The 17012-nt window shown below is 61.2% G+C and carries 18 protein-coding genes and 1 riboswitch; of the genes, 5 read left to right on the forward strand and 13 right to left on the reverse strand.

Annotated features, from left to right (window positions below; translation table 11 throughout):
* Positions 1–113: 113 nt before the first annotated feature.
* The 10 genes from AADA04_RS13355 to AADA04_RS13400 form a co-directional block, all read right to left on the reverse strand.
* Complete coding sequence (locus AADA04_RS13355; RefSeq protein ID WP_340693769.1) at positions 114–1910, reverse strand: DUF885 domain-containing protein; 1797 nt, start codon at positions 1908–1910, stop codon at positions 114–116.
* Between the two features lie 113 nt (positions 1911–2023).
* Positions 2024–3193: an acyl-CoA dehydrogenase family protein gene (locus AADA04_RS13360; RefSeq protein ID WP_340693770.1), complete on the reverse strand. Its 1170-nt coding sequence runs from the start codon at positions 3191–3193 to the stop codon at positions 2024–2026.
* Positions 3194–3223: 30 nt separating this feature from the next.
* Positions 3224–3571 (reverse strand): MmcQ/YjbR family DNA-binding protein, encoded by a 348-nt coding sequence (locus AADA04_RS13365; protein ID WP_340693771.1) that lies wholly within the window; start codon positions 3569–3571, stop codon positions 3224–3226.
* A gap of 10 nt (positions 3572–3581) precedes the next feature.
* Positions 3582–4685: a DUF3667 domain-containing protein gene (locus tag AADA04_RS13370; protein WP_340693772.1), complete on the reverse strand. Its 1104-nt coding sequence runs from the start codon at positions 4683–4685 to the stop codon at positions 3582–3584.
* A 213-nt stretch (positions 4686–4898) separates the two neighbouring features.
* Positions 4899–6062 carry an acyl-CoA dehydrogenase family protein gene (locus AADA04_RS13375; RefSeq protein ID WP_340693773.1) on the reverse strand — a complete coding sequence of 388 codons (1164 nt, stop codon included), beginning with the start codon at positions 6060–6062 and terminating at the stop codon, positions 4899–4901.
* Between the two features lies 1 nt (position 6063).
* Positions 6064–6474 (reverse strand): VOC family protein, encoded by a 411-nt coding sequence (locus tag AADA04_RS13380; protein ID WP_340693774.1) that lies wholly within the window; start codon positions 6472–6474, stop codon positions 6064–6066.
* Positions 6474–7400, reverse strand: a complete 927-nt coding sequence (gene metA / locus AADA04_RS13385; protein ID WP_340693775.1) for a homoserine O-succinyltransferase — start codon at positions 7398–7400, stop codon at positions 6474–6476. Before metA ends, AADA04_RS13380 begins: the two co-directional genes overlap by 1 nt.
* 57 nt (positions 7401–7457) lie before the next feature.
* A riboswitch (SAM riboswitch) is annotated at positions 7458–7535 on the reverse strand.
* A 22-nt stretch (positions 7536–7557) separates the two neighbouring features.
* A complete protein-coding gene (locus AADA04_RS13390) occupies positions 7558–8031 on the reverse strand; it encodes a GNAT family N-acetyltransferase (protein ID WP_340693776.1) in 474 nt (157 codons plus the stop codon).
* A 1-nt stretch (position 8032) separates the two neighbouring features.
* Complete coding sequence (locus AADA04_RS13395) at positions 8033–8845, reverse strand: enoyl-CoA hydratase-related protein (RefSeq protein ID WP_340693777.1); 813 nt, start codon at positions 8843–8845, stop codon at positions 8033–8035.
* On the reverse strand, positions 8842–9864 hold the full coding sequence (locus AADA04_RS13400; RefSeq protein WP_340693778.1) for an NADP-dependent oxidoreductase: 1023 nt from the start codon (positions 9862–9864) through the stop codon (positions 8842–8844). Before AADA04_RS13400 ends, AADA04_RS13395 begins: the two co-directional genes overlap by 4 nt.
* A gap of 175 nt (positions 9865–10039) precedes the next feature.
* Between AADA04_RS13400 and AADA04_RS13405 the strand changes: the two genes are divergently transcribed.
* Together AADA04_RS13405 and AADA04_RS13410 are read left to right on the forward strand one after the other, a co-directional pair.
* Positions 10040–10978 (forward strand): nitronate monooxygenase, encoded by a 939-nt coding sequence (locus AADA04_RS13405; RefSeq protein ID WP_340693779.1) that lies wholly within the window; start codon positions 10040–10042, stop codon positions 10976–10978.
* An 82-nt stretch (positions 10979–11060) separates the two neighbouring features.
* Positions 11061–13253 (forward strand): M3 family metallopeptidase, encoded by a 2193-nt coding sequence (locus AADA04_RS13410; protein ID WP_340693780.1) that lies wholly within the window; start codon positions 11061–11063, stop codon positions 13251–13253.
* A gap of 70 nt (positions 13254–13323) precedes the next feature.
* Here AADA04_RS13410 and AADA04_RS13415 read toward each other — a convergent pair whose 3' ends face one another.
* The 3 genes from AADA04_RS13415 to pspF all read right to left on the reverse strand — a co-directional run bounded on the left by AADA04_RS13415 (position 13324) and on the right by pspF (position 15578).
* On the reverse strand, positions 13324–13794 hold the full coding sequence (locus tag AADA04_RS13415; RefSeq protein WP_340693781.1) for a PTS sugar transporter subunit IIA: 471 nt from the start codon (positions 13792–13794) through the stop codon (positions 13324–13326).
* A gap of 24 nt (positions 13795–13818) precedes the next feature.
* Positions 13819–14421 (reverse strand): ribosome-associated translation inhibitor RaiA, encoded by a 603-nt coding sequence (gene raiA, locus AADA04_RS13420; RefSeq protein WP_340693782.1) that lies wholly within the window; start codon positions 14419–14421, stop codon positions 13819–13821.
* Positions 14422–14537: 116 nt separating this feature from the next.
* Positions 14538–15578 (reverse strand): phage shock protein operon transcriptional activator, encoded by a 1041-nt coding sequence (gene pspF, locus AADA04_RS13425; protein ID WP_340693783.1) that lies wholly within the window; start codon positions 15576–15578, stop codon positions 14538–14540.
* 209 nt (positions 15579–15787) lie between these two features.
* Here pspF and AADA04_RS13430 point away from each other — a divergent pair, with 209 nt between their 5' ends.
* The 3 genes from AADA04_RS13430 to pspB all read left to right on the forward strand — a co-directional run bounded on the left by AADA04_RS13430 (position 15788) and on the right by pspB (position 17008).
* Positions 15788–15919, forward strand: a complete 132-nt coding sequence (locus tag AADA04_RS13430; RefSeq protein WP_340693784.1) for a hypothetical protein — start codon at positions 15788–15790, stop codon at positions 15917–15919.
* A gap of 33 nt (positions 15920–15952) precedes the next feature.
* Positions 15953–16639, forward strand: coding sequence for a phage shock protein PspA (gene pspA, locus AADA04_RS13435; protein WP_340693785.1), 687 nt, complete (start codon positions 15953–15955; stop codon positions 16637–16639).
* Positions 16640–16741: 102 nt separating this feature from the next.
* Positions 16742–17008 (forward strand): envelope stress response membrane protein PspB, encoded by a 267-nt coding sequence (pspB, locus tag AADA04_RS13440; RefSeq protein ID WP_340693786.1) that lies wholly within the window; start codon positions 16742–16744, stop codon positions 17006–17008.
* The last annotated feature ends 4 nt before the right edge of the window (positions 17009–17012 follow it).

Here is a 17012-nt window from a genome sequence, read left to right on the forward strand (position 1 = left end):
ATTACCAGACGAGATTGCCAAGAACTATGTCTGGCTGCACGGCCAGCACCGGTCGGCCTGGACCCATGAAATGGATCTCAGGCCATGGTGCGAGACGTGGTAGCGATAGCGGCCTAGAAGACCGCCTTCACCGCATCCTCTTCCATCATCTGCTGGCGCACCAGCGGGATTGGCGGGCCGCCATAGGACAGGAATTCGTCGTGGAAGGCCTTCCAGCCTGACCGAGGGTCATCCGGGAAGTGTTTCGCTGTCCAGTCATTGCGCAGCTTACGGATCATCAGCTTGCCCATCGTATAATTGAGATAGGCCGGATCATAGGTGCCGCGCGCGGCCTGCTGGGTCGAATTTCCGGCATCCTGATAGCATTCATCGCGGAAGAGATTGTAGCTATCCTCCACCGTCATGCCATCGGCATGCAGGCCGATGGCGGAGAGGTAGCGGCAATCGCGCAGCAGGGCGTTGGAGAGCTGGCCGATACGGGTTTCGGGGTCGCCATCATGCAGGCCTGCCTCGATCATCATTTCCTCCGTGTAATGGGCCCAACCTTCGGCGAAGGCGTAACCGACGAAGAGCTTGCCCAGAACGGATTCGGACCGGTTCGCGTGCAGGAAGTTCAGGAAGTGGCCGGGCCAGACTTCGTGAACGCTGGTGCCGAGCAGGTCCATCTTGCCGGGAATATAGGCGGCGCGGGTTTCCGCATCCCATGACGGGTCTGGCGGCGAGATGTAATAGACCGATGGCAGGCCGGTCTCGTAAGGCCCGGGAATGTCGATATAGGCGGAATTCTGCCTGTTATATGGTGGCGACTCTTCGACCAGCGCCTGCTCGGTGCCCGGAATGGAAACAATGTCGTTTTCAACGATGAATGCGCGCAGTTCCGGCAGCTGTTCACGGGCTTCCTCGACCGGGCCGATTTCCGGCTTATTGGCGCCCATCTTTTTCATACAGTCGCCAAGGCCGAGGCCCGGCGCGTAGACGGTGCAGGCGTCCTTCAGGGCAGCCTGATTGCGTTTCAGGTCTGCTTCGCCGATGGCTTTCAGTTCCGCCAGCGGGATATCGACGGCCTCCGTGAGGCGAACCATGTCGGAGAATTTTTCCGCGCCGAGGGCGAAACCGTCCGGTGTGGCCGGCACCGAGCCGATATGATCGGACAGGTGTTGCATGGCGATTGCTGCATCAGCAGCGGCGGCGTCAAATTCAGCCTGCAGGGCGTCATTCGTCACCTCGGCGAAAGCCGCCTTGGCATCACCGGAATAATATTCGGCAAAACCGCCAAAGCCCGCCTGACCATATTTGAGATAGGTTTCCGGCAGTGGCAGCTGGAGGTTGGCTTCGATCTGGGCGGCGGCGGCAGGCACGTTCTGCGCATAGGCAATGAAAGCCTTCATCCGCGTTTCGGCATCGGCATAGGGCCGGGCGATATAGACGTTCGGATCAAGCGCCGGGACATAGAAGTCCGGGTTCCTGTGCGGCCAGTCGGCTTCTGTCAGCCAGAAGAGTTCGCCTTGCAGGACATGGACGAGGTAATCGCGTTCAAATTTCTCGGCATCGCTGAGGCCCGCTGGATCAAGCGCGAGGGCGGTCGCAATGGCCTGCTCGCGCTGGTCACTCGCGGCCTTGAGGCCTTCTGGCGACCAGTCCGGCAGCTGGCCGTCGAACTCGTGGCGGCCTTGATAGACAGCGAAATTGGGATTGAGCGGGAAATAGGCGTCAAGGAAGGCCGAGAGGAACGCGCCCCATTCGGTTCTGGTGTCGATGGCCATCGGATCTGCGGCAGGGGCTTGTTCCGGCAAGGGCGGCGGCGTGGCCGCGACCGGCATGGGCAGGGCTGTTTCGTCGACCGCGCTCGTGCACCCGGTGGCCGCCAGCGCGACCAGTGAAACAGCCATCATAAGTCCGCGAATTTTCATGGGATGTCCTTCATGTCTGGCGGCGCAAGGCGCCCGCATTTTGTTATATGATTGCATGGCCAGGGCGGACCCGACCAGTCACAATTTTCCGAATTTTGTCGCGGCCCCGGCGCCTAGACCATGCCGCCATCGGTCGGTAGGCCGAACAGGATGCGGCCGGTCAGTTCCCATGTCGACGGGGCTGTCACGATATGCTGGGTGATGGCATGGGCATCACGGAACCGGCGCTGCAGGTCCGAGGATTCAAACAGGGCCGCGCCGCCGCCGAGGTCGTAAAGCGTGCGGCAGATGTCGGCGCCCGTTCGCGTCATGTGGGTGCACGCCATGCGCAGGGCCGCGCGACGCTCCATCGGGATGGCGCCCTCCCCTGTCGCGACCGTCCATGTCTGGTCGATCTCGTCGAAGAGATAGGCGCGAGCCGCGCGCCATGCGGCTTCGCACTTGGCGAACTCGGCCTGCATGGTCTGGCGTTCAGCGAGGGTCTTGGACGAGCCCTGCGATTTCTTGGCCGTGGCGAGCGCAGCGAAGGCATCCAGCGAGCCGCGCGTATTGCCGAGCGCAACCGCGCAGACGCCGAGCGACAGGAGGCCAAAGGCCGGGAACTTGAACAGCGGGCCTTTCTCATGCGGCGCGTCCGACACCAGCGAGACCGACCGCGCCTTTGGCACGCGAATGTCTTTCACCTCGATATCGCCCGAGCCCGTGCCCTTCAGGCCCATGACATGCCAGGTGTCGAGCAGGGTCGCGTCCGATGCCGGGAAGACCATCATGCGCGCGTCCGGCGCGCCGCTGGGAAGACGCTTCATCTCGCCATTCTCCCAGATCGTGCAGCCGCCGCAGAGCCACGTGCAATTGGCCGAGCCGGAGCCCCACTGCCAGCGCCCGGAGACACGGTAATGGTCGCCCTCGTCGACAGCCTTGCCCATCGGCGCGAAGACGCCGCCGGTAATGGTGTCAGGATCGGAATAGATCTCGCCTGCTGTGGCCGGGTCCATATAGGCCGCATTCATCGCGGTCGTGGCACCGATCATGGCGCACCAGCCGGCGCTGGCATTGGCGGTCGCCACCGCTTCAACCGTTTCGACAAAATCGTGCGGCGCCAGTTCCAGACCACCAAAGCTTTTCGGCGTGATCATGCGGAACACGCCCGCCTGGGCCAGTTTCGCGGCAAGGTCAGCCGGCAGGCGGCGCACCTCTTCCATTTCGGCGGCGCGGGCGGCAAGCTCCGGCGCGAGGGTGCGGACATTGGCGAGGAGGTCGGTGGGCATAAGTGTGTCAGGCATCGGCGAAGACTAGACCGGATTACGGGCCCGTCAAAGCGTCAGTTCGTCATGATACTTTGGCGGCGCCGCGTGACGCCACGACAGGGTGAGCGCGGAACGCAAGGTCAGGTCATCGCACGCCGAAAGCCGGATCGACGTTGCGCCCTTGTCACCCCATTTATTGGGCACCTTGAAGAAAATGTCCGGTTCGGCGCCGACCAGCATGGCCTGTTCCTCGGGCGTCAGGAAGACGTTCGAGAATTCGTGATGCGGCGGCAAGGTGCAGAAGATCTTGCCTTTCGGCACATCGACCCGAAAGCTCGCCCAGTCGAAATGCGGCTTTTCGAGCGACCGGGGGAAGCTGAGCGCGGTGGCGCGGAGCTGCTCCACAGTGATCATCTGCCAATCCTCATAGCGACAGGGCCCCGAGGATCACCGCCAACAGAAGGGCCGACATCAAAACAACGAAATAGATGCTGTCCAGTGTCAGCGTTCTGAGGACCGAGCTGAATGTCCCGCGTCCGTAGACCACGCGGTTGAGCCGATAGAGATAGACGTTCGAGTAGATAACGAGCGCAAGGACGACCCAGCCGACGCCGACAATGGGTGCCAGCAGGGCACCGATGGCCATCGCGAAGAACATGGCCGAATGGAAGTGCAGCGAGACGATCAGGTGGTCAAAGAACAGGAATTGCCGACGCCAGACATAGACCAGCGCCAACAGGCACGCATAGACCGGCAACAGCACGAACATCATCCGGGGGATCCAGCGCTGGGTCTGCTCGGCAAGCTGGCCCGGCTCTTCCATCACCCGTACAAACCTGGCGGCCTCCGGGTCACCATTCTCTCCGGCCTCTCGAATGGCGTCGAGCGCCTCTTTCGGCATGAAACCGGCCCATTCCTCATCCGGCGCAGGCGGGGCGGCTTCCTCGCCTTCGGCGACGGGCGGCGCGGGCGTGACAAGGCCGGGAATGCCGCCGCGCCACATTGCTTCTGCCCGGTCGATCTCTTGCAGTGCGGTCTGGTGTTCCGCATCGGTCATGTCACCGTCCGTGTAGGACTGCTCGATAACGGCCCGGGCTTGCTCGAAGTTCTGCGCGCCCTCTGGCATGAACGCGATGCGCTGGCCCATCAAGAGCGGCAGGAGCACGAAGAAGACGAGCGAGGCGAGCACATAGAGGCGGAAGGGCGGAATGAATCGGGCGCGCTGACCGTCAAGGTAAGCGCGGGTCATGCGACCGGGATGGATCAGCAGGTCGGGTAGTGTTCGCGCGATACGGCCATCGAGCGAGAAGAGCGTTTCGATACTTTCGCCGAGCAACGACCAGAAAGGACGCCTGAGGCTTTGGGCGCTCTGCCCGCAATCGGGGCAATAATTGCCTTCAAGCGCCTTGCCGCAATTCAGGCATCGTGTGTCGTGCGGGCCTCCCCTCCCGTCCGCCAGTCCTGCGGCGGCGTCTGCGGCGGCATGCGCCATCGCGCCATCGACGGCCTCTCCCAGCGAATCACTCATGTTCGTCCCCCAAGGGTCTAGCGGAAAACCAGCGGCTTCTTCGCCATGAACCGGCGTGTTGCCGCATCATATCGCAAAGTCTTGCCAACTGGGACAGGCCAGTAGGATTGCGCTTGCCGGCATCCCTGATGGGTTCCGGCGTCAGCGTCTCGCAGGCAGGCGCTCAACCGCGCAGATGGGGCGCTGGAAAAATCCGATCTGCCCATGGCACGTCTACAGCCTCAACATCCGGGCCAGATTGTTCTTCTGGATGTCGCTGGACCCGCCGACGATGGGCATGCCGAGGAGGTCGCGGACATTGCGCTCGATGTCATAGGCATCCGACAGGCCATAGGCACCGATGACCTGCTGACAGATGAGACCAATCTCGACGCCGGTATCGGCGACGAAGAGCTTGGCCATGGCCGTTTCGACGCTGCACGGCTGGTGCTCATTGGCGAGCCAGGCCGCATGGTAGAGCATGTGGCGGCAAGCCTGCAGTTTGGTGCGAGCGGTGACGAGCTTGTGGGCAATCGCCTGGTGTTTCGAAATCGGCTTGCCGAACTGGGTGCGTTCCTGCGCATAGGTCCAGGCCTCGTCCAGTGCGGCGCGAGCGATGCCATAGGCGACGGCCGTGATCTCGATCTTTTCGACATCGAGTGCGCGACCGGCGAGCGCTTCCCAACCCTTGTTCCACTTGTCCGGCCCACCGACGATGGCACTGGCCGGCAGGCGGACATCATCAAGGAAGACATCCATTGAGTCCGTATAACGCAGGTTGCTGTGTTCGATGGGCTGCATCGAGACACCGGGCGCATTGGTCGGCACAAGGACGAAGGTGAGATTGCCGTGGCGGTCTTCCGGCCCGCCGGAGCGGCAGAGGCAATAGATATAGTCAGACCAGTCGGCACCGGTGCACCAGCGCTTGGCGCCGTTGATGACAATCTCGTCGCCGTCGCGGGTGACGCGCGTCTCGACACTGGGCAGGTCGCCGCCGACATTCGGCTCGGACAGGCCGTAGCAGAGGAACATCTCGCCGCGCGCCAGCTTGGGCAGCAGGGCTTCCTTCTGTTCCTTCGACCCGTTCTCGGAAATGTTGAGGCCGCCATAAAAGGCCGCATGAATGAACGGGCCGGCCATGCTGACACCGCCCTGGCAGAGTTCGTCGATCACGGCGGCAGCGGCATAGATATCTTCGCCCTGCCCGCCATATTCTTCCGGGATGGTCAGGCCGATCAGGCCCATGGCCGCGAGTTCCTTGAACAGGTTGCGATCCCATGTGTGGGCCTTGTCCCATTCGCGGCGTTTCTCGCGCGGCATCTTGTCGGCCACCCAGCGGGACAGCTGGCCGCGGAGTTCGGTGACGTGATCGGGTTCGGGGGCGAAGGACTGGGACATGTTAAGAGGGTTGCTCGCTGATTACCTGCGCAAATCGTAGCAGGTAGCCATCCGGATCGGCTACCACAAACTGCCTGACGGAAATCGTATCTTGCCGGCGCCGGTAAGACTTCTGCTCCAATTCATTGATGATTGTCGCACCCGCTTCGCAAAAAACCCCGAACAGCCTGTCGGCGTCCGAAACCGCGATCTGAAGATTGATACCCCGGCCAAAGGGCCGTTCCAGCGCACCCGTGAGCCAAGTTCGTCCGACAGGTTCCTCGAGCATCAGTTCTGCATTGCCCAAGGCGATGTAAGCGAAGGCCTCGTCCGGACGCTCATAACGAACCGCGAAGCCAGCAAGGTCACAATAGAAGGCCAGACTGCGCGCCAGATCAGAAACATAGAGCTCAGGTACTAGCGCAGCGGTCATTACGCACTCTTGACCCCAATCTGCGCCGCATCGAAGGGCGTGGTCTGGTAAACCTGGTTGATCCAGTTACCGAACAGGAGGTGGGCGTGGCTGCGCCAGCGGTTGAGCGGCTGGGCGCTGGTGTCATCATTGGGGAAATAGCCATGCGGCGCGCGGATGGATTTTCCGGAAGCCAGGTCGCGCTCGTATTCTTCCTTCAGCGAGGTGGAATCGTACTCGATATGATTGAAGCAATAGAGATTACGCTGGGTCGGCTCTGACAGGAGGCAAGGCCCGGTCACATCTGACTCCATCAGAAGCTTCAGCTCCGGCGCTTTTGCAATGTCCTCGGCGCGCACTTCGGTCCAGCGGCTGACGGGAATCTGGAAATCATCGGAAAAACCCGACAGGAAAGGTGACGTCGGATCCAGGTTGTGGTGGCGGTACACGCCGAACGCCTTTTCGGCCAGTGTATGCTTGGGTACGCCGTGCAGGTGCCAGGCCGCCGCCATGGCGCCCCAGCAGATGAAGAAGCTGGAATGGACATTGGTGCGCGTCCAGTCGAGGATTTCCGTCAGCTCGTCCCAATAGCCGACCTGTTCAAACGGCAGCGTCTCGATCGGCGCGCCAGTGATGATGAAGCCGTCGAACTTGCGGTCGCGGACATCGGCCCAGTCCTGGTAGAAACTGATCAGGTGGTCTTCCGGCGTGTTCTTGGGTGTATGGCCGCCCACCATGATGAGGGTCAGCTCCACCTGCAGCGGCGAGGCACCGATCAGGCGGGCGATCTGCGCCTCGGTACGGATCTTGTTCGGCATCAGGTTCAACAGGCCGATCTGCAGCGGACGAATGTCCTGACGGATGGCATCTGTCTCGCTCATGACAGACACGCCCTCGCGCACCAGCACATCGCGGGCGGGCAAAGTATCGGGAATCCTGATCGGCATCACCGTTCTCCAATCCTACTCACATCGCATGAAAGGGAGGCGGCGGCAGGAACCTGCTGGCATATCCGCACGGCCTTTTAGCGACTTGTTTAACGTGGCTGCAAGCCGACCGGCCAAATCACCACAAGCGTCCAGATAGCGCCGCGCGGCGCGCGCGTCAATTTCCTGCGTCACGCGCCGGGTGCAGCCGGTGCACGAGACGCGGCAGCATGCGCCCCGAAATCGACGGCGATTCCGCCTCGCCATCGCGTTCGGCGCCCATGCGCAGGTAGAAATCCTTTGCGTCCGGGTCGCAATCGATCACGAGGTCCTTCGCCCCGGCATCCTGTGCGACGCGGCAGGCCCATATATACATCATCTGGCCCGTCCCTTCTCCGAGACGCGTGGGCTCGACAAAGAGCTTCTCGAGCCAGGCGGTGTCACCGTCGATGGCAAGCTGCACAACGCCGGCGATCCCGAGAATGTCGTCGGCGACCACGATCACGTCGTTGGCAGCATCCTCTTCGGACACCGTCAGTTCGGCGCGGAATTCCTCGAGCATCTCGGGCGTGTAACCCCAAACAGCTTTTGACCGCATGCAGAGATCTGTCAGGATCGCGAATTCGTAATGGCTGGGCGAGCGAAGGCGCATGTCAGTCGCCCGTCAGCTTGGGTGCGCGTTTTTCCTTGAACGCGGCCACGGCTTCGCGTCGGTCATTTGTATAATTCGACGCGCTTTCCCAGCCGATGCTGGCATCCATCAGCTGCGCAGCGAGGGCCCGCAGGGGGATATTGGCCGTGGTCTTGGTCCAGCGCACGGCCCATTTCGGATTAGCCTGCAGCTTGCCCACAAGTTCGGCGACCTTGGCGTCGAGTTCTGCAGCCGGCACGGCATAATTGATGAGACCGATCCGTTCGGCTTCCTTGGCGCTGAGCAGGTCGCCTGTCATCAACAGTTCCTTGGCCTTGGCGAAACCGATCAGTTGCGGCCAGATCAGCGCGCCGCCGTCGCCAGCCACGAGGCCAACCTTTACATGCGGGTCGCCGATCTTCGCCGTCTCGTCAGCAATGATGATGTCGCAGAGCAGCGCAATCGTGGCGCCGAGACCGGCGGCCGCGCCGTTCATGCGGCAGAGGATCGGTTTCTCCATATTGAGCAGGGTCGTGACGATCTGCTTGCCGTCCCAGGCGATGGCACGAAAGCGTCCGGGATGATTGATCTGTTCCTCGAACCAGTCGAAATCGCCGCCAGCGCAGAAGGCGCGGCCCTTGGCGGTCAGGATGATGATATCGCTGTCGCTGTCGCGTTGGAGGCAGTTGAATACGAGGGCGAGTTCGGTGTGCATCTGCTCATCAACGCCATTGACCGGATGGTCGGACGTGATGGCGGCGGTGAGGACGCGGCCCTCGCGGGAGAAGGTGAAACGCTCCCATTTATCCTGGGTGATGTCGTATTGCGTGCTCATGAATCCTCTCCCACTTTCACCACACGGCGCCCGAGATTCTCGCCCCGGAACAGGCCGCAAAAGGCTTCCGGCATTTTAACGATGCCTTCGAAGCGCTCCTCATTGCTCTTGAGCTTCCCGCTCGCCAGCATGCCCGCCATCGTCTGCAGGGCTTCGGGAAACTCCCTCGCGAAATCGAACACGACGAGGCCGTGCATGTTCACACGATGCGTGATGAAAGGCTTGGTGTTGACGATGCCCGGCGTTTCTTCCGGCGTCAGGTTATAGTCGGCGACCTGGCCGGAAATGCAGATGCGTCCATTCAGCGCCATCAGCGGCAGGACGCGGTTGACCATCTCGTTGCCGACATTGTCGAACAGAACATCGACGCCTTTCGGGAACTGTTCGGCAATGGCGGCGGTCAGGTCAGGCGCGGTCTTGTAATTGATCGCGGCATCGAAGCCGGCCTCGCCTGTCAGGAAATCGCACTTGGCATCGGAGCCCGCAATGCCAACGACTTTCGACGCGCCCCAGGCCTTGGCGAGTTGTCCGGCGGTTGCGCCAACGGGACCGGCGGCGGAGGTGACCAGCACCGCATCGCCTTCCTTGAACTTCGCGATCGTCTTCATGCCGAACCAGGCCGTCAGGCCCGGAACGCCGAGGACGCCGATCCAGGCGCTGAGTGGCACCGGCGCCTCTGGCACCTTGCCGATAAAGCCCCGGCCCGACTGGATCGAATGGGTTTTCCAGCCACCGGCGCAGAAGACCTTGGTTCCCACTGGGAACATGTCGTTCCGGCTGGCGTCGACGATACCGACGCTGAACCCATCAATCGGTTTGCCGAGCGGCAGAGCCATGGCGTAAGAATCGCCGCCTGACAGGCGCGAGCGTGTGCCGGGATCGACCGAGCACCAGACATGGGCCACACGGAACTGGCCCTCTTTCGGCTCAGGCAGCGGCGCTGTTTCAAGCGCGAAGTCGTCCGGCACGGGCGGGCCGTCACAATAGCGCGTGAGCACGATCTGCTGCATCTCTGCCATTGGCGAAATCTCCTCAACCTTTGCGATCCAGCATAGGGTGCAAGTGCGCGCTGTCACGTCATGACTTCGGGGCAGAGTCATGCCAGAACTGCACAAAGATCCATCGGCGGTGTTGCCGGTTGCGCTGCCCTCGGGGCAGGCCTGCACCAAGACCGAAACAAGTCAGGAGACGTTCATGACCAGCAAGCCCGTCAAAACCCGCATCACCGAGATGCTCGGCATCGAGAAACCGATCATCCAGGCAGCCATGGGCTGGATTGCCCGCTCGCACCTCTCCTCGGCGGTCTCCAACGCCGGTGGCATGGGCATTATCGAAACCTCGTCGGGCGAGCTTGATGCGATCCGCGAGGAAATCATCAAGATGCGCGACCTCACCGACAAGCCGTTCGGCGTCAACGTGGCGCAGGCCTTCGTGCGCGACCCCAAAATCGTCGACTTCATCATCAAGCAGGGCATCAAATTCGTCACCACGTCGGCGGGCGACCCGATGAAATATACGAGCATGCTGAAAGAAGCGGGCCTCACCGTGTTCCATGTCGTGCCCAGCCTGCAGGGTGCGCTGCGCGCCATCGAAGCGGGCGTTGACGGCCTGATTGTCGAGGGCGGCGAAGGCGGTGGTTTCAAGAACCCCAAGGATGTCGCCTCGATGGTGCTGATCCCGCTCGTTTGCGAGAGCGTCAACGTTCCTGTCGTCGCCGCAGGCGGCATCACCGATGGCCGCACGATGGCCGCTGCGTTCGCGCTTGGCGCGGAAGGCGTGCTGATGGGGACGCGGATCCTGTCCTCCACCGAAAGCCCGGTGCACCAGAACTGGAAGGATGCGATTGTCGAGGCTGAAGCGACCGATACGGTCTTCCTCAACCGCTCCGGTCCCGGCCCGGCCCTGCGCGCGCTGCGCACCGAACGCACGACCCGCCTTGAGACTGACGGCAGCCCGAACATTTTCGGAGAGTTCGCCGACACTGAGGCCGTCTACTTCGGCGGCAATCTCGAAGCCGGTATCGCCCTGACGGGCCAGGTTGCCGGGCGAATTCACACGGTCAAACCGGTCGCACAGATCTTCGAGGAAACCATCGCGGAATATCACGAAACGATTGCCCGCCTGGCGCGCTGAGGACGCCGGGAATAGCGGTCGAAAGCTGGTTTTTGCCCCGTTTCCACGTTAGACGGGGTTAAATCCAGCCTGAGGACCCTTCATGACCACAAAACATTTCCTGTTCGGCACTGCGGCCGCGCTCGCCCTCACCCTGTCTGCCTGCGGCAAGAAACCAGCCGACGAATCCAGCACCGCCGAAGTGACCCAGCCCGCCGCCGCCGAACTGCCGGAAATCGTGGTGAGCGACGCTGAACTTGCCGGCAACCCGTTCCGGGACGACTGGACCGCCCCCTATGGCGTACCGCCCTTCAACCAGATCACGGACGCGCACTACCTGCCCGCCACCAAGAAGGCCCTGCTTGAATTGCGCACCGAGATTGACGGCATCGTCAATAATCCCGACGCCCCGACCTTCGACAACACGATTGTTGCGCTCGACCAGGCTGGCGGCTCGCTCAACAAGGTGATCCTGACATTCGGCAATATCACCAATACCGACACGAACGACACGCTCAGCGATCTGGAAGCCGAGATTTACCCGATGCTGACGCGCGAAACCGACGCGATCAATTTCAATCCTGATCTCTTCAAACGCGTACAGGCTGTCTATGCCGAGCGTGACCGGCTCGGCCTCGACGAGCAGGATGCGCGGCTGCTGGAACTGACCAATCGCAACTTCGTGCGCAACGGCGCGGCGCTGAGTCCGGACGTCAAAGCGGACGTGGCCAAGATCAATGAAGAACTGTCCGCCCTGACAACCGAATTCGGCAAGAACCTGCTGCTGTCGACCAAGGCGTTCAAACTGGAAATTACGGACGAGGCCCAACTGGCCGGCCTGCCGGATGATTTCAAGAACGCGATCAAGGTCGACGGTGAGAACAAATGGATCCTGACCGTCGACCGCTCGGTCTACGAGACTTTCATGACGCAGGGCGAGAACCGCGACCTGCGCAAGCAGATGTTCGACGGTTATCGTCTGCGCGCATCGTCGGGCGAGTATGACAACGGCCCGATCCTGATCAGGATCGCCCAGCTGCGCGCCAAGCGGGCCGAGCTGATGGGCTACACGTCCCATGCCGCCTACCAGCTTGAAACGCGCATGGCGAAGACGCCTCAACAGGCCGAGGAATTCCTCGCCCGCGTCCTCAAGCCCGGCCTTGAACGCGCCAAGGAAGAACGCGCCGACATGCAGGCGATGATCGGCGACGATTTCACGCTCGAAGGCCAGGACTGGTGGTTCTATGCCGAGAAGGTGCGCCAGGCGAAATACGCCTTCGACGGCGAAGTGCTGAAGCCCTATTTCGAGCTCGGCGCGGTGCGTCAGGGCGCATTCGATGTTGCCACCAAACTATTCAATATCAGCTTCACGCCGGTCGAAACGGAAAAATGGAATCCGGTCGTCACGTCCTGGGATGTAAAGGACCTGGAGACTGGCGAACATCTCGGCCTGTTCATGACTGACATGTATTCGCGCGATTCCAAGCGCGGCGGTGCGTGGATGTCTTCGTTCCGCGACGCATCGAATGTTGGCGAGAATATCCGTCCGATTGTCTCCAACAACCTGAACATCACCCCGCCTGCCAAGGGCGAACCGACGCTGATGTCGTATGATGAGGTCGAGACCCTGTTCCACGAATTCGGTCACGGCCTGCACGGCCTGCTGACGAAAATCAAGTATTCGACATTTTCAGGCCTCGACGGTCCGCGCGACTATACCGAATTCCCGGCGCAGCTGCTGGAGCATTGGGCCGGTGATCCGGAAGTGCTCGGCCAATACGCCCGGCACTACAAGACCGGCGAAATCATCCCGCAGGACCTGGTTGACAAGATGAATGCGGCCTCGAACTTCAACCAGGGCTTCAAGACGACCGAATTCATTGCCGCCTCCCTGCTCGACCTGCGCTGGCACATGCTGTCATCGGAGGAAGCCGCAAAGATCACCGACGCGCGGGCCTTCGAGCAGCAGGTTCTGGAAGACTATGGCGTCCTGCCGGAAATCGAACCGCGCTATCGGTCGCAATATTTCAGCCACATCTTCGCTGGCGGGTATTCCGCAGGTTATTACGCCTATCTCTGGTCTGAAATTCTCGATGCGGATGGGTTCATGGCCTTCAAGCAGACCGGCGATATCTACAATCCGGAACTCTCTGCCAAACTCAAGAAGTGGGTATATGAATCCGGCGGCCTGCGCGAGGCCGACGAACTCTATCGTAATTTCCGGGGCTCCGACCCGACGATCGAGCCGCTGCTCGAGAACCGAGGGTTCGCGGAAGACAAGCCAAGCGAGGGCTGATCTGCTCCTGCCCCAAACAAAAAGCCCGCCGATCTGATCGGCGGGCTTTTTTATTCAGCATGAAGCCGGTTCAGATCGGCGACTCGACCGATTCCTTGCAGATAATCGCCTTGACGGCTTCCACCGTATCCGCCTCGCGCAGCGCATCACGCACCGGCGCCTGACGGAAGACGCGGCTGACTTGTGCCAGGGCCCGCAAATGGTCTGCACCGGCCGACAATGGCGCCAGCAACATGAAGATCAGGTCACAGGGGCGGTCGTCGATAGCCTCGAAGTCCACGCCTGTCGCAAGGCGCATGAACCCGCCAATCGGGGCTTGGATACCCGCCACCCGCGCATGCGGGATCGCGACGCCTTCGCCGACACCGGTCGAGCCAAGGCGCTCACGCTCCATGACAGAATCCTCGATTTCGCGTGCCGAAATGCCAGTCACACGGCCGAGTTCTTCCGACATTGCGTGCAGGGCCTGTTTCCGGCTGGTCGCCTCATAACAAGGGATGATGATCCCACCTTTAAGCAGGGAGCTCAGATCGGTTGCCATATAAGCTGCTTCCGTGTGCGGGCTTCAGTTCCTCGGGGTATTGGCCGGATCGACCCAACCAATATGCCCGTCCGGGCGGCGGTAGACCATATTCAGTCCATCATGGCCAGCATTCCTGAACATCAATGCCGGGACCTCCTGTAATTCCAGCTGCATGACGGCTTCCGACACCGACATTTTCCGGATGTTTACAGAGGTTTCTGCGACTGTGAGCGGCACGTCGGATACGTCGACAACGTCGTCATCAAGCTCATCCGCGTCCGCCGCATGTCCATTCAGCGTCAGGACAGCGCCGGTCGCGATTTCAGACGGCAGCGGCGTCACCGGATTGGCGTGGTGGTCCTTCAGGCGGCGCTTGTAGCGGCGCACCCGCTTTTCCATCTTGTCGAGACTGTCTTCCAGGGCGGCATAGGGATCTGTCGCCTTGCCCGAGGATTGCAGGACAATGCCGGACGGCAGGTGCACATTGCAGTCCACCTCGACGAGATGTCCGTGCTGCGAGACGAATACGCTCGCCTCCCCGGTTCGACTAAAGTATTTACTGACCGCCGCCTCTAGCCCGTCTTCGATGCGGCTCCTGAGAGCCCCGCCGAGATCCATATGCTTGCCAGTAATTTGTATCTGCACGAGCGGTCTCCTTTGCTATTCGAGACTTCCAAGTATGGCTCAGATTTGCCCGGGACGCGAATCGATTTCCCCTATGTGTCCCAAGCTTAACAGTGAGCGCTCACCTGATCGTCGGGTCAGGCGTCCGGCTTGCCGGGCTTTTTGCCATAACCATGCTTCTTCAGCAGGCCCCGGAACTGATGATAGGTCAGGCCCAGCGTCTCGGCGGCTCGCCCCTGGTGGCCCTGGCTGGCGGCAAGAGCTTCATCGACGAGACGCAGTTCGAGACGGCTGATCTCGGCATTGAAATCGACCGGTCCATGCAGGGCCGACGTTTCAGTCGTCTGCGGCGTGCGGGTTTCGGCTTCCACAGGCTTGGCAGCGCCGGGCCGCCAGGGCGAGGCAAACGGATCCAGCACGGCCGGATCAAACCTGACAGGCTCGTCCGGCGCCGCCAGCATGGAGCGATGCGCGAGGCGCTGGGCAAAGTTGCGCAATTCGCGCACGTTTCCCGGCCAGTCATGGCCTTCGATCGCCGCAATGGCCGAGGGAGCAAAGCCCGGGAAGTCCTGCGCCATCTCGATCGCAATACGGCGGGCAAAGAAGTCCGCCAGCAGGCTGGCATCGCCCGGCCGCGCCCGCAGCGGAGGCAGCGTGATGACGTCAAATGCCAGCCGGTCCAGCAGGTCGGCGCGGAATTCACCGCGATCGACCATGTCCGGCAGGTGCATGTTGGTCGCCGCAACGATGCGCACATTGGTTTTCAGCACGCGCGACCCGCCGAGGCGCTGGAACTCGCCATATTCAACGATACGCAGCAGTTTTTCCTGCACGGCACGGCTCGCCGTCGCAATCTCGTCGAGGAAGATCGTGCCGCCATCAGCGAGTTCGAACCGGCCCTTGCGCTGTTCAGTCGCCCCCGTGAAGGCGCCCCGCTCATGGCCGAAAAGTTCAGAGTCGAGCAATTGCTCTGAAAGGGCGGCGCAATTGACCTTCACGAACGGCCCTTCCCAGCGCTTCGACAGGAAGTGCAAGCGCTCGCCGATCAATTCCTTGCCGGTGCCGCGCTCGCCAATGACGAGGATGGGGCGCTCAAGCGGGGCCACGCGGGAGACGTGCTCCTGCGCGCTGAGCCAGGCCGGAGCCTCGCCGATGAGCTGTGTGGTTTCGCCAAGCATGTGGTCCTTTTAGCCTAGCTTGTATGTTAAATCGACTAAATTATTAGTGAAATTTACTAATTTGTCTTTAGCGCATTGTGCCGAAATTATTTTATTTCTCATAAAAACAATGCTGTATGATATTAATTTTCACTTGGCACGGTCCTTGAAATGATATTGGCACTCAGCGCGACGGGGCGTCGCTTTTAACCAGAAGGACTGAACTCAAGATGGACGACCGTAGTTACCGAACTGAAGCTCGCACCGACGCAGGCCGTTTTGGCCGCTGGCTGTCGACCCGCCCTGCCGAGAGCTGGATGTTTTTCGGCGCCGGCATCCTTCTTGGCGGCCTCTTCTTTTAATCCTCCTCCCAGACAAACACGAAAGGATACCCCATGGGTCTCTTCTCCCGCCTCGGTGACATCATCAACTCCAACATCAATGCGATGCTGGACGGTGCTGAAAATCCCGAAAAAATCGCCCGCCTGATCATCCAGGAAATGGAAGACACGCTGGTCGAAGTCCGCACAGCCGCAGCCCGCGCCATGGCTGACAAGAAAGAAATGGAACGCGAAATCGTCCATTTCACGCAAGCCCGTGACGAATGGGCCGCCAAGGCGGAACTGGCCATCGACAAGGGTCGTGAAGACCTGGCTCGGGGCGCCCTGATCGCCAAGCAGAAGGCCGAGGGTGAAATCACCCACCGCAAGGCTGCGATGGACGCTGCCGAAGAAGCCTTCGAAAAGCGCCAGGACGATCTCGCCAAGCTGCAGGCCAAGCTCGACGAAGCCAAAGCCAAGCACCGCTCGCTGATGATGCGCCGCGAAGCGGCCGAGCAACGTATCCGCGTCCGCAGCCAGGTCTATGATGGCCGGGTCGACGATGCGCTCGCCCGCTACAATACGATCGAACGCAAGGTCGACGAGATGGAAGCCTATGCCGACACGATCAAGGGCCGCGAGCCGACCCTCGAAGCCGAGTTCGCTGCGCTTGAGCGCAACGAGAGCGTCGAGAAGGAACTCGAAGCCCTGAAAGCCAAGCGCTCGAAGTCGTCTTCGAAATCCACGAAATCGGAGGCCTGATCCATGCTACTCTCACTTATCTGCCTCTTCGGCTTCCTGGCGGTGATCTGTACGCCCGGACTGATCGCACAGGCCCGCGCCGAACGTCAGGAGACCTAGTCCATGGAAGAGGAATTCATCATTGCGATTGTCGCAATCGTCAGCATCTTCGTCATCTTCCCCGGCATGGTGCTCCACTACATATCCCAGTGGCGCCGGCAAAAAACACTCCAGCCGGATGACGAACGGATGATGGAAGACCTCTGGCGCTCGGCAAAAGCAATGGAACGCCGTCTCGCGACGCTCGAGGCCCTCCTCGACCAAAGCGACGACCTCACACGGGAGCGCGCAAGCCCACCGCGCCGCCCCCGTTCAACCCTCGACGATTAAGGAC

Origin of the sequence: Hyphomonas sp., from assembly GCF_037969335.1 — a bacterium.
In the GTDB taxonomy this organism is placed as follows: domain Bacteria; phylum Pseudomonadota; class Alphaproteobacteria; order Caulobacterales; family Hyphomonadaceae; genus Hyphomonas.

Bases quoted from the DNA above. Each gene is read 5' to 3' on its own strand.
- AADA04_RS13365 (WP_340693771.1), bottom strand. From the start codon at position 3,571: ATGATCACTGTGGAGCAGCTCCGCGCCACCGCGCTCAGCTTCCCCCGG.
- AADA04_RS13360 (WP_340693770.1), bottom strand. From the start codon at position 3,193: ATGCCTGACACACTTATGCCCACCGACCTCCTCGCCAATGTCCGCACC.
- AADA04_RS13375 (WP_340693773.1), bottom strand. From the start codon at position 6,062: ATGTCCCAGTCCTTCGCCCCCGAACCCGATCACGTCACCGAACTCCGC.
- pspB (WP_340693786.1), top strand. From the start codon at position 16,742: ATGGAAGAGGAATTCATCATTGCGATTGTCGCAATCGTCAGCATCTTC.
- AADA04_RS13410 (WP_340693780.1), top strand. From the start codon at position 11,061: ATGACCACAAAACATTTCCTGTTCGGCACTGCGGCCGCGCTCGCCCTC.
- pspF (WP_340693783.1), bottom strand. From the start codon at position 15,578: ATGCTTGGCGAAACCACACAGCTCATCGGCGAGGCTCCGGCCTGGCTC.
- AADA04_RS13355 (WP_340693769.1), bottom strand. From the start codon at position 1,910: ATGAAAATTCGCGGACTTATGATGGCTGTTTCACTGGTCGCGCTGGCG.
- pspA (WP_340693785.1), top strand. From the start codon at position 15,953: ATGGGTCTCTTCTCCCGCCTCGGTGACATCATCAACTCCAACATCAAT.
- AADA04_RS13400 (WP_340693778.1), bottom strand. From the start codon at position 9,864: ATGGCAGAGATGCAGCAGATCGTGCTCACGCGCTATTGTGACGGCCCG.
- AADA04_RS13405 (WP_340693779.1), top strand. From the start codon at position 10,040: ATGACCAGCAAGCCCGTCAAAACCCGCATCACCGAGATGCTCGGCATC.
- AADA04_RS13395 (WP_340693777.1), bottom strand. From the start codon at position 8,845: ATGAGCACGCAATACGACATCACCCAGGATAAATGGGAGCGTTTCACC.
- AADA04_RS13390 (WP_340693776.1), bottom strand. From the start codon at position 8,031: ATGCGCCTTCGCTCGCCCAGCCATTACGAATTCGCGATCCTGACAGAT.
- AADA04_RS13370 (WP_340693772.1), bottom strand. From the start codon at position 4,685: ATGAGTGATTCGCTGGGAGAGGCCGTCGATGGCGCGATGGCGCATGCC.
- AADA04_RS13380 (WP_340693774.1), bottom strand. From the start codon at position 6,474: ATGACCGCTGCGCTAGTACCTGAGCTCTATGTTTCTGATCTGGCGCGC.
- AADA04_RS13430 (WP_340693784.1), top strand. From the start codon at position 15,788: ATGGACGACCGTAGTTACCGAACTGAAGCTCGCACCGACGCAGGCCGT.
- metA (WP_340693775.1), bottom strand. From the start codon at position 7,400: ATGCCGATCAGGATTCCCGATACTTTGCCCGCCCGCGATGTGCTGGTG.
- AADA04_RS13415 (WP_340693781.1), bottom strand. From the start codon at position 13,794: ATGGCAACCGATCTGAGCTCCCTGCTTAAAGGTGGGATCATCATCCCT.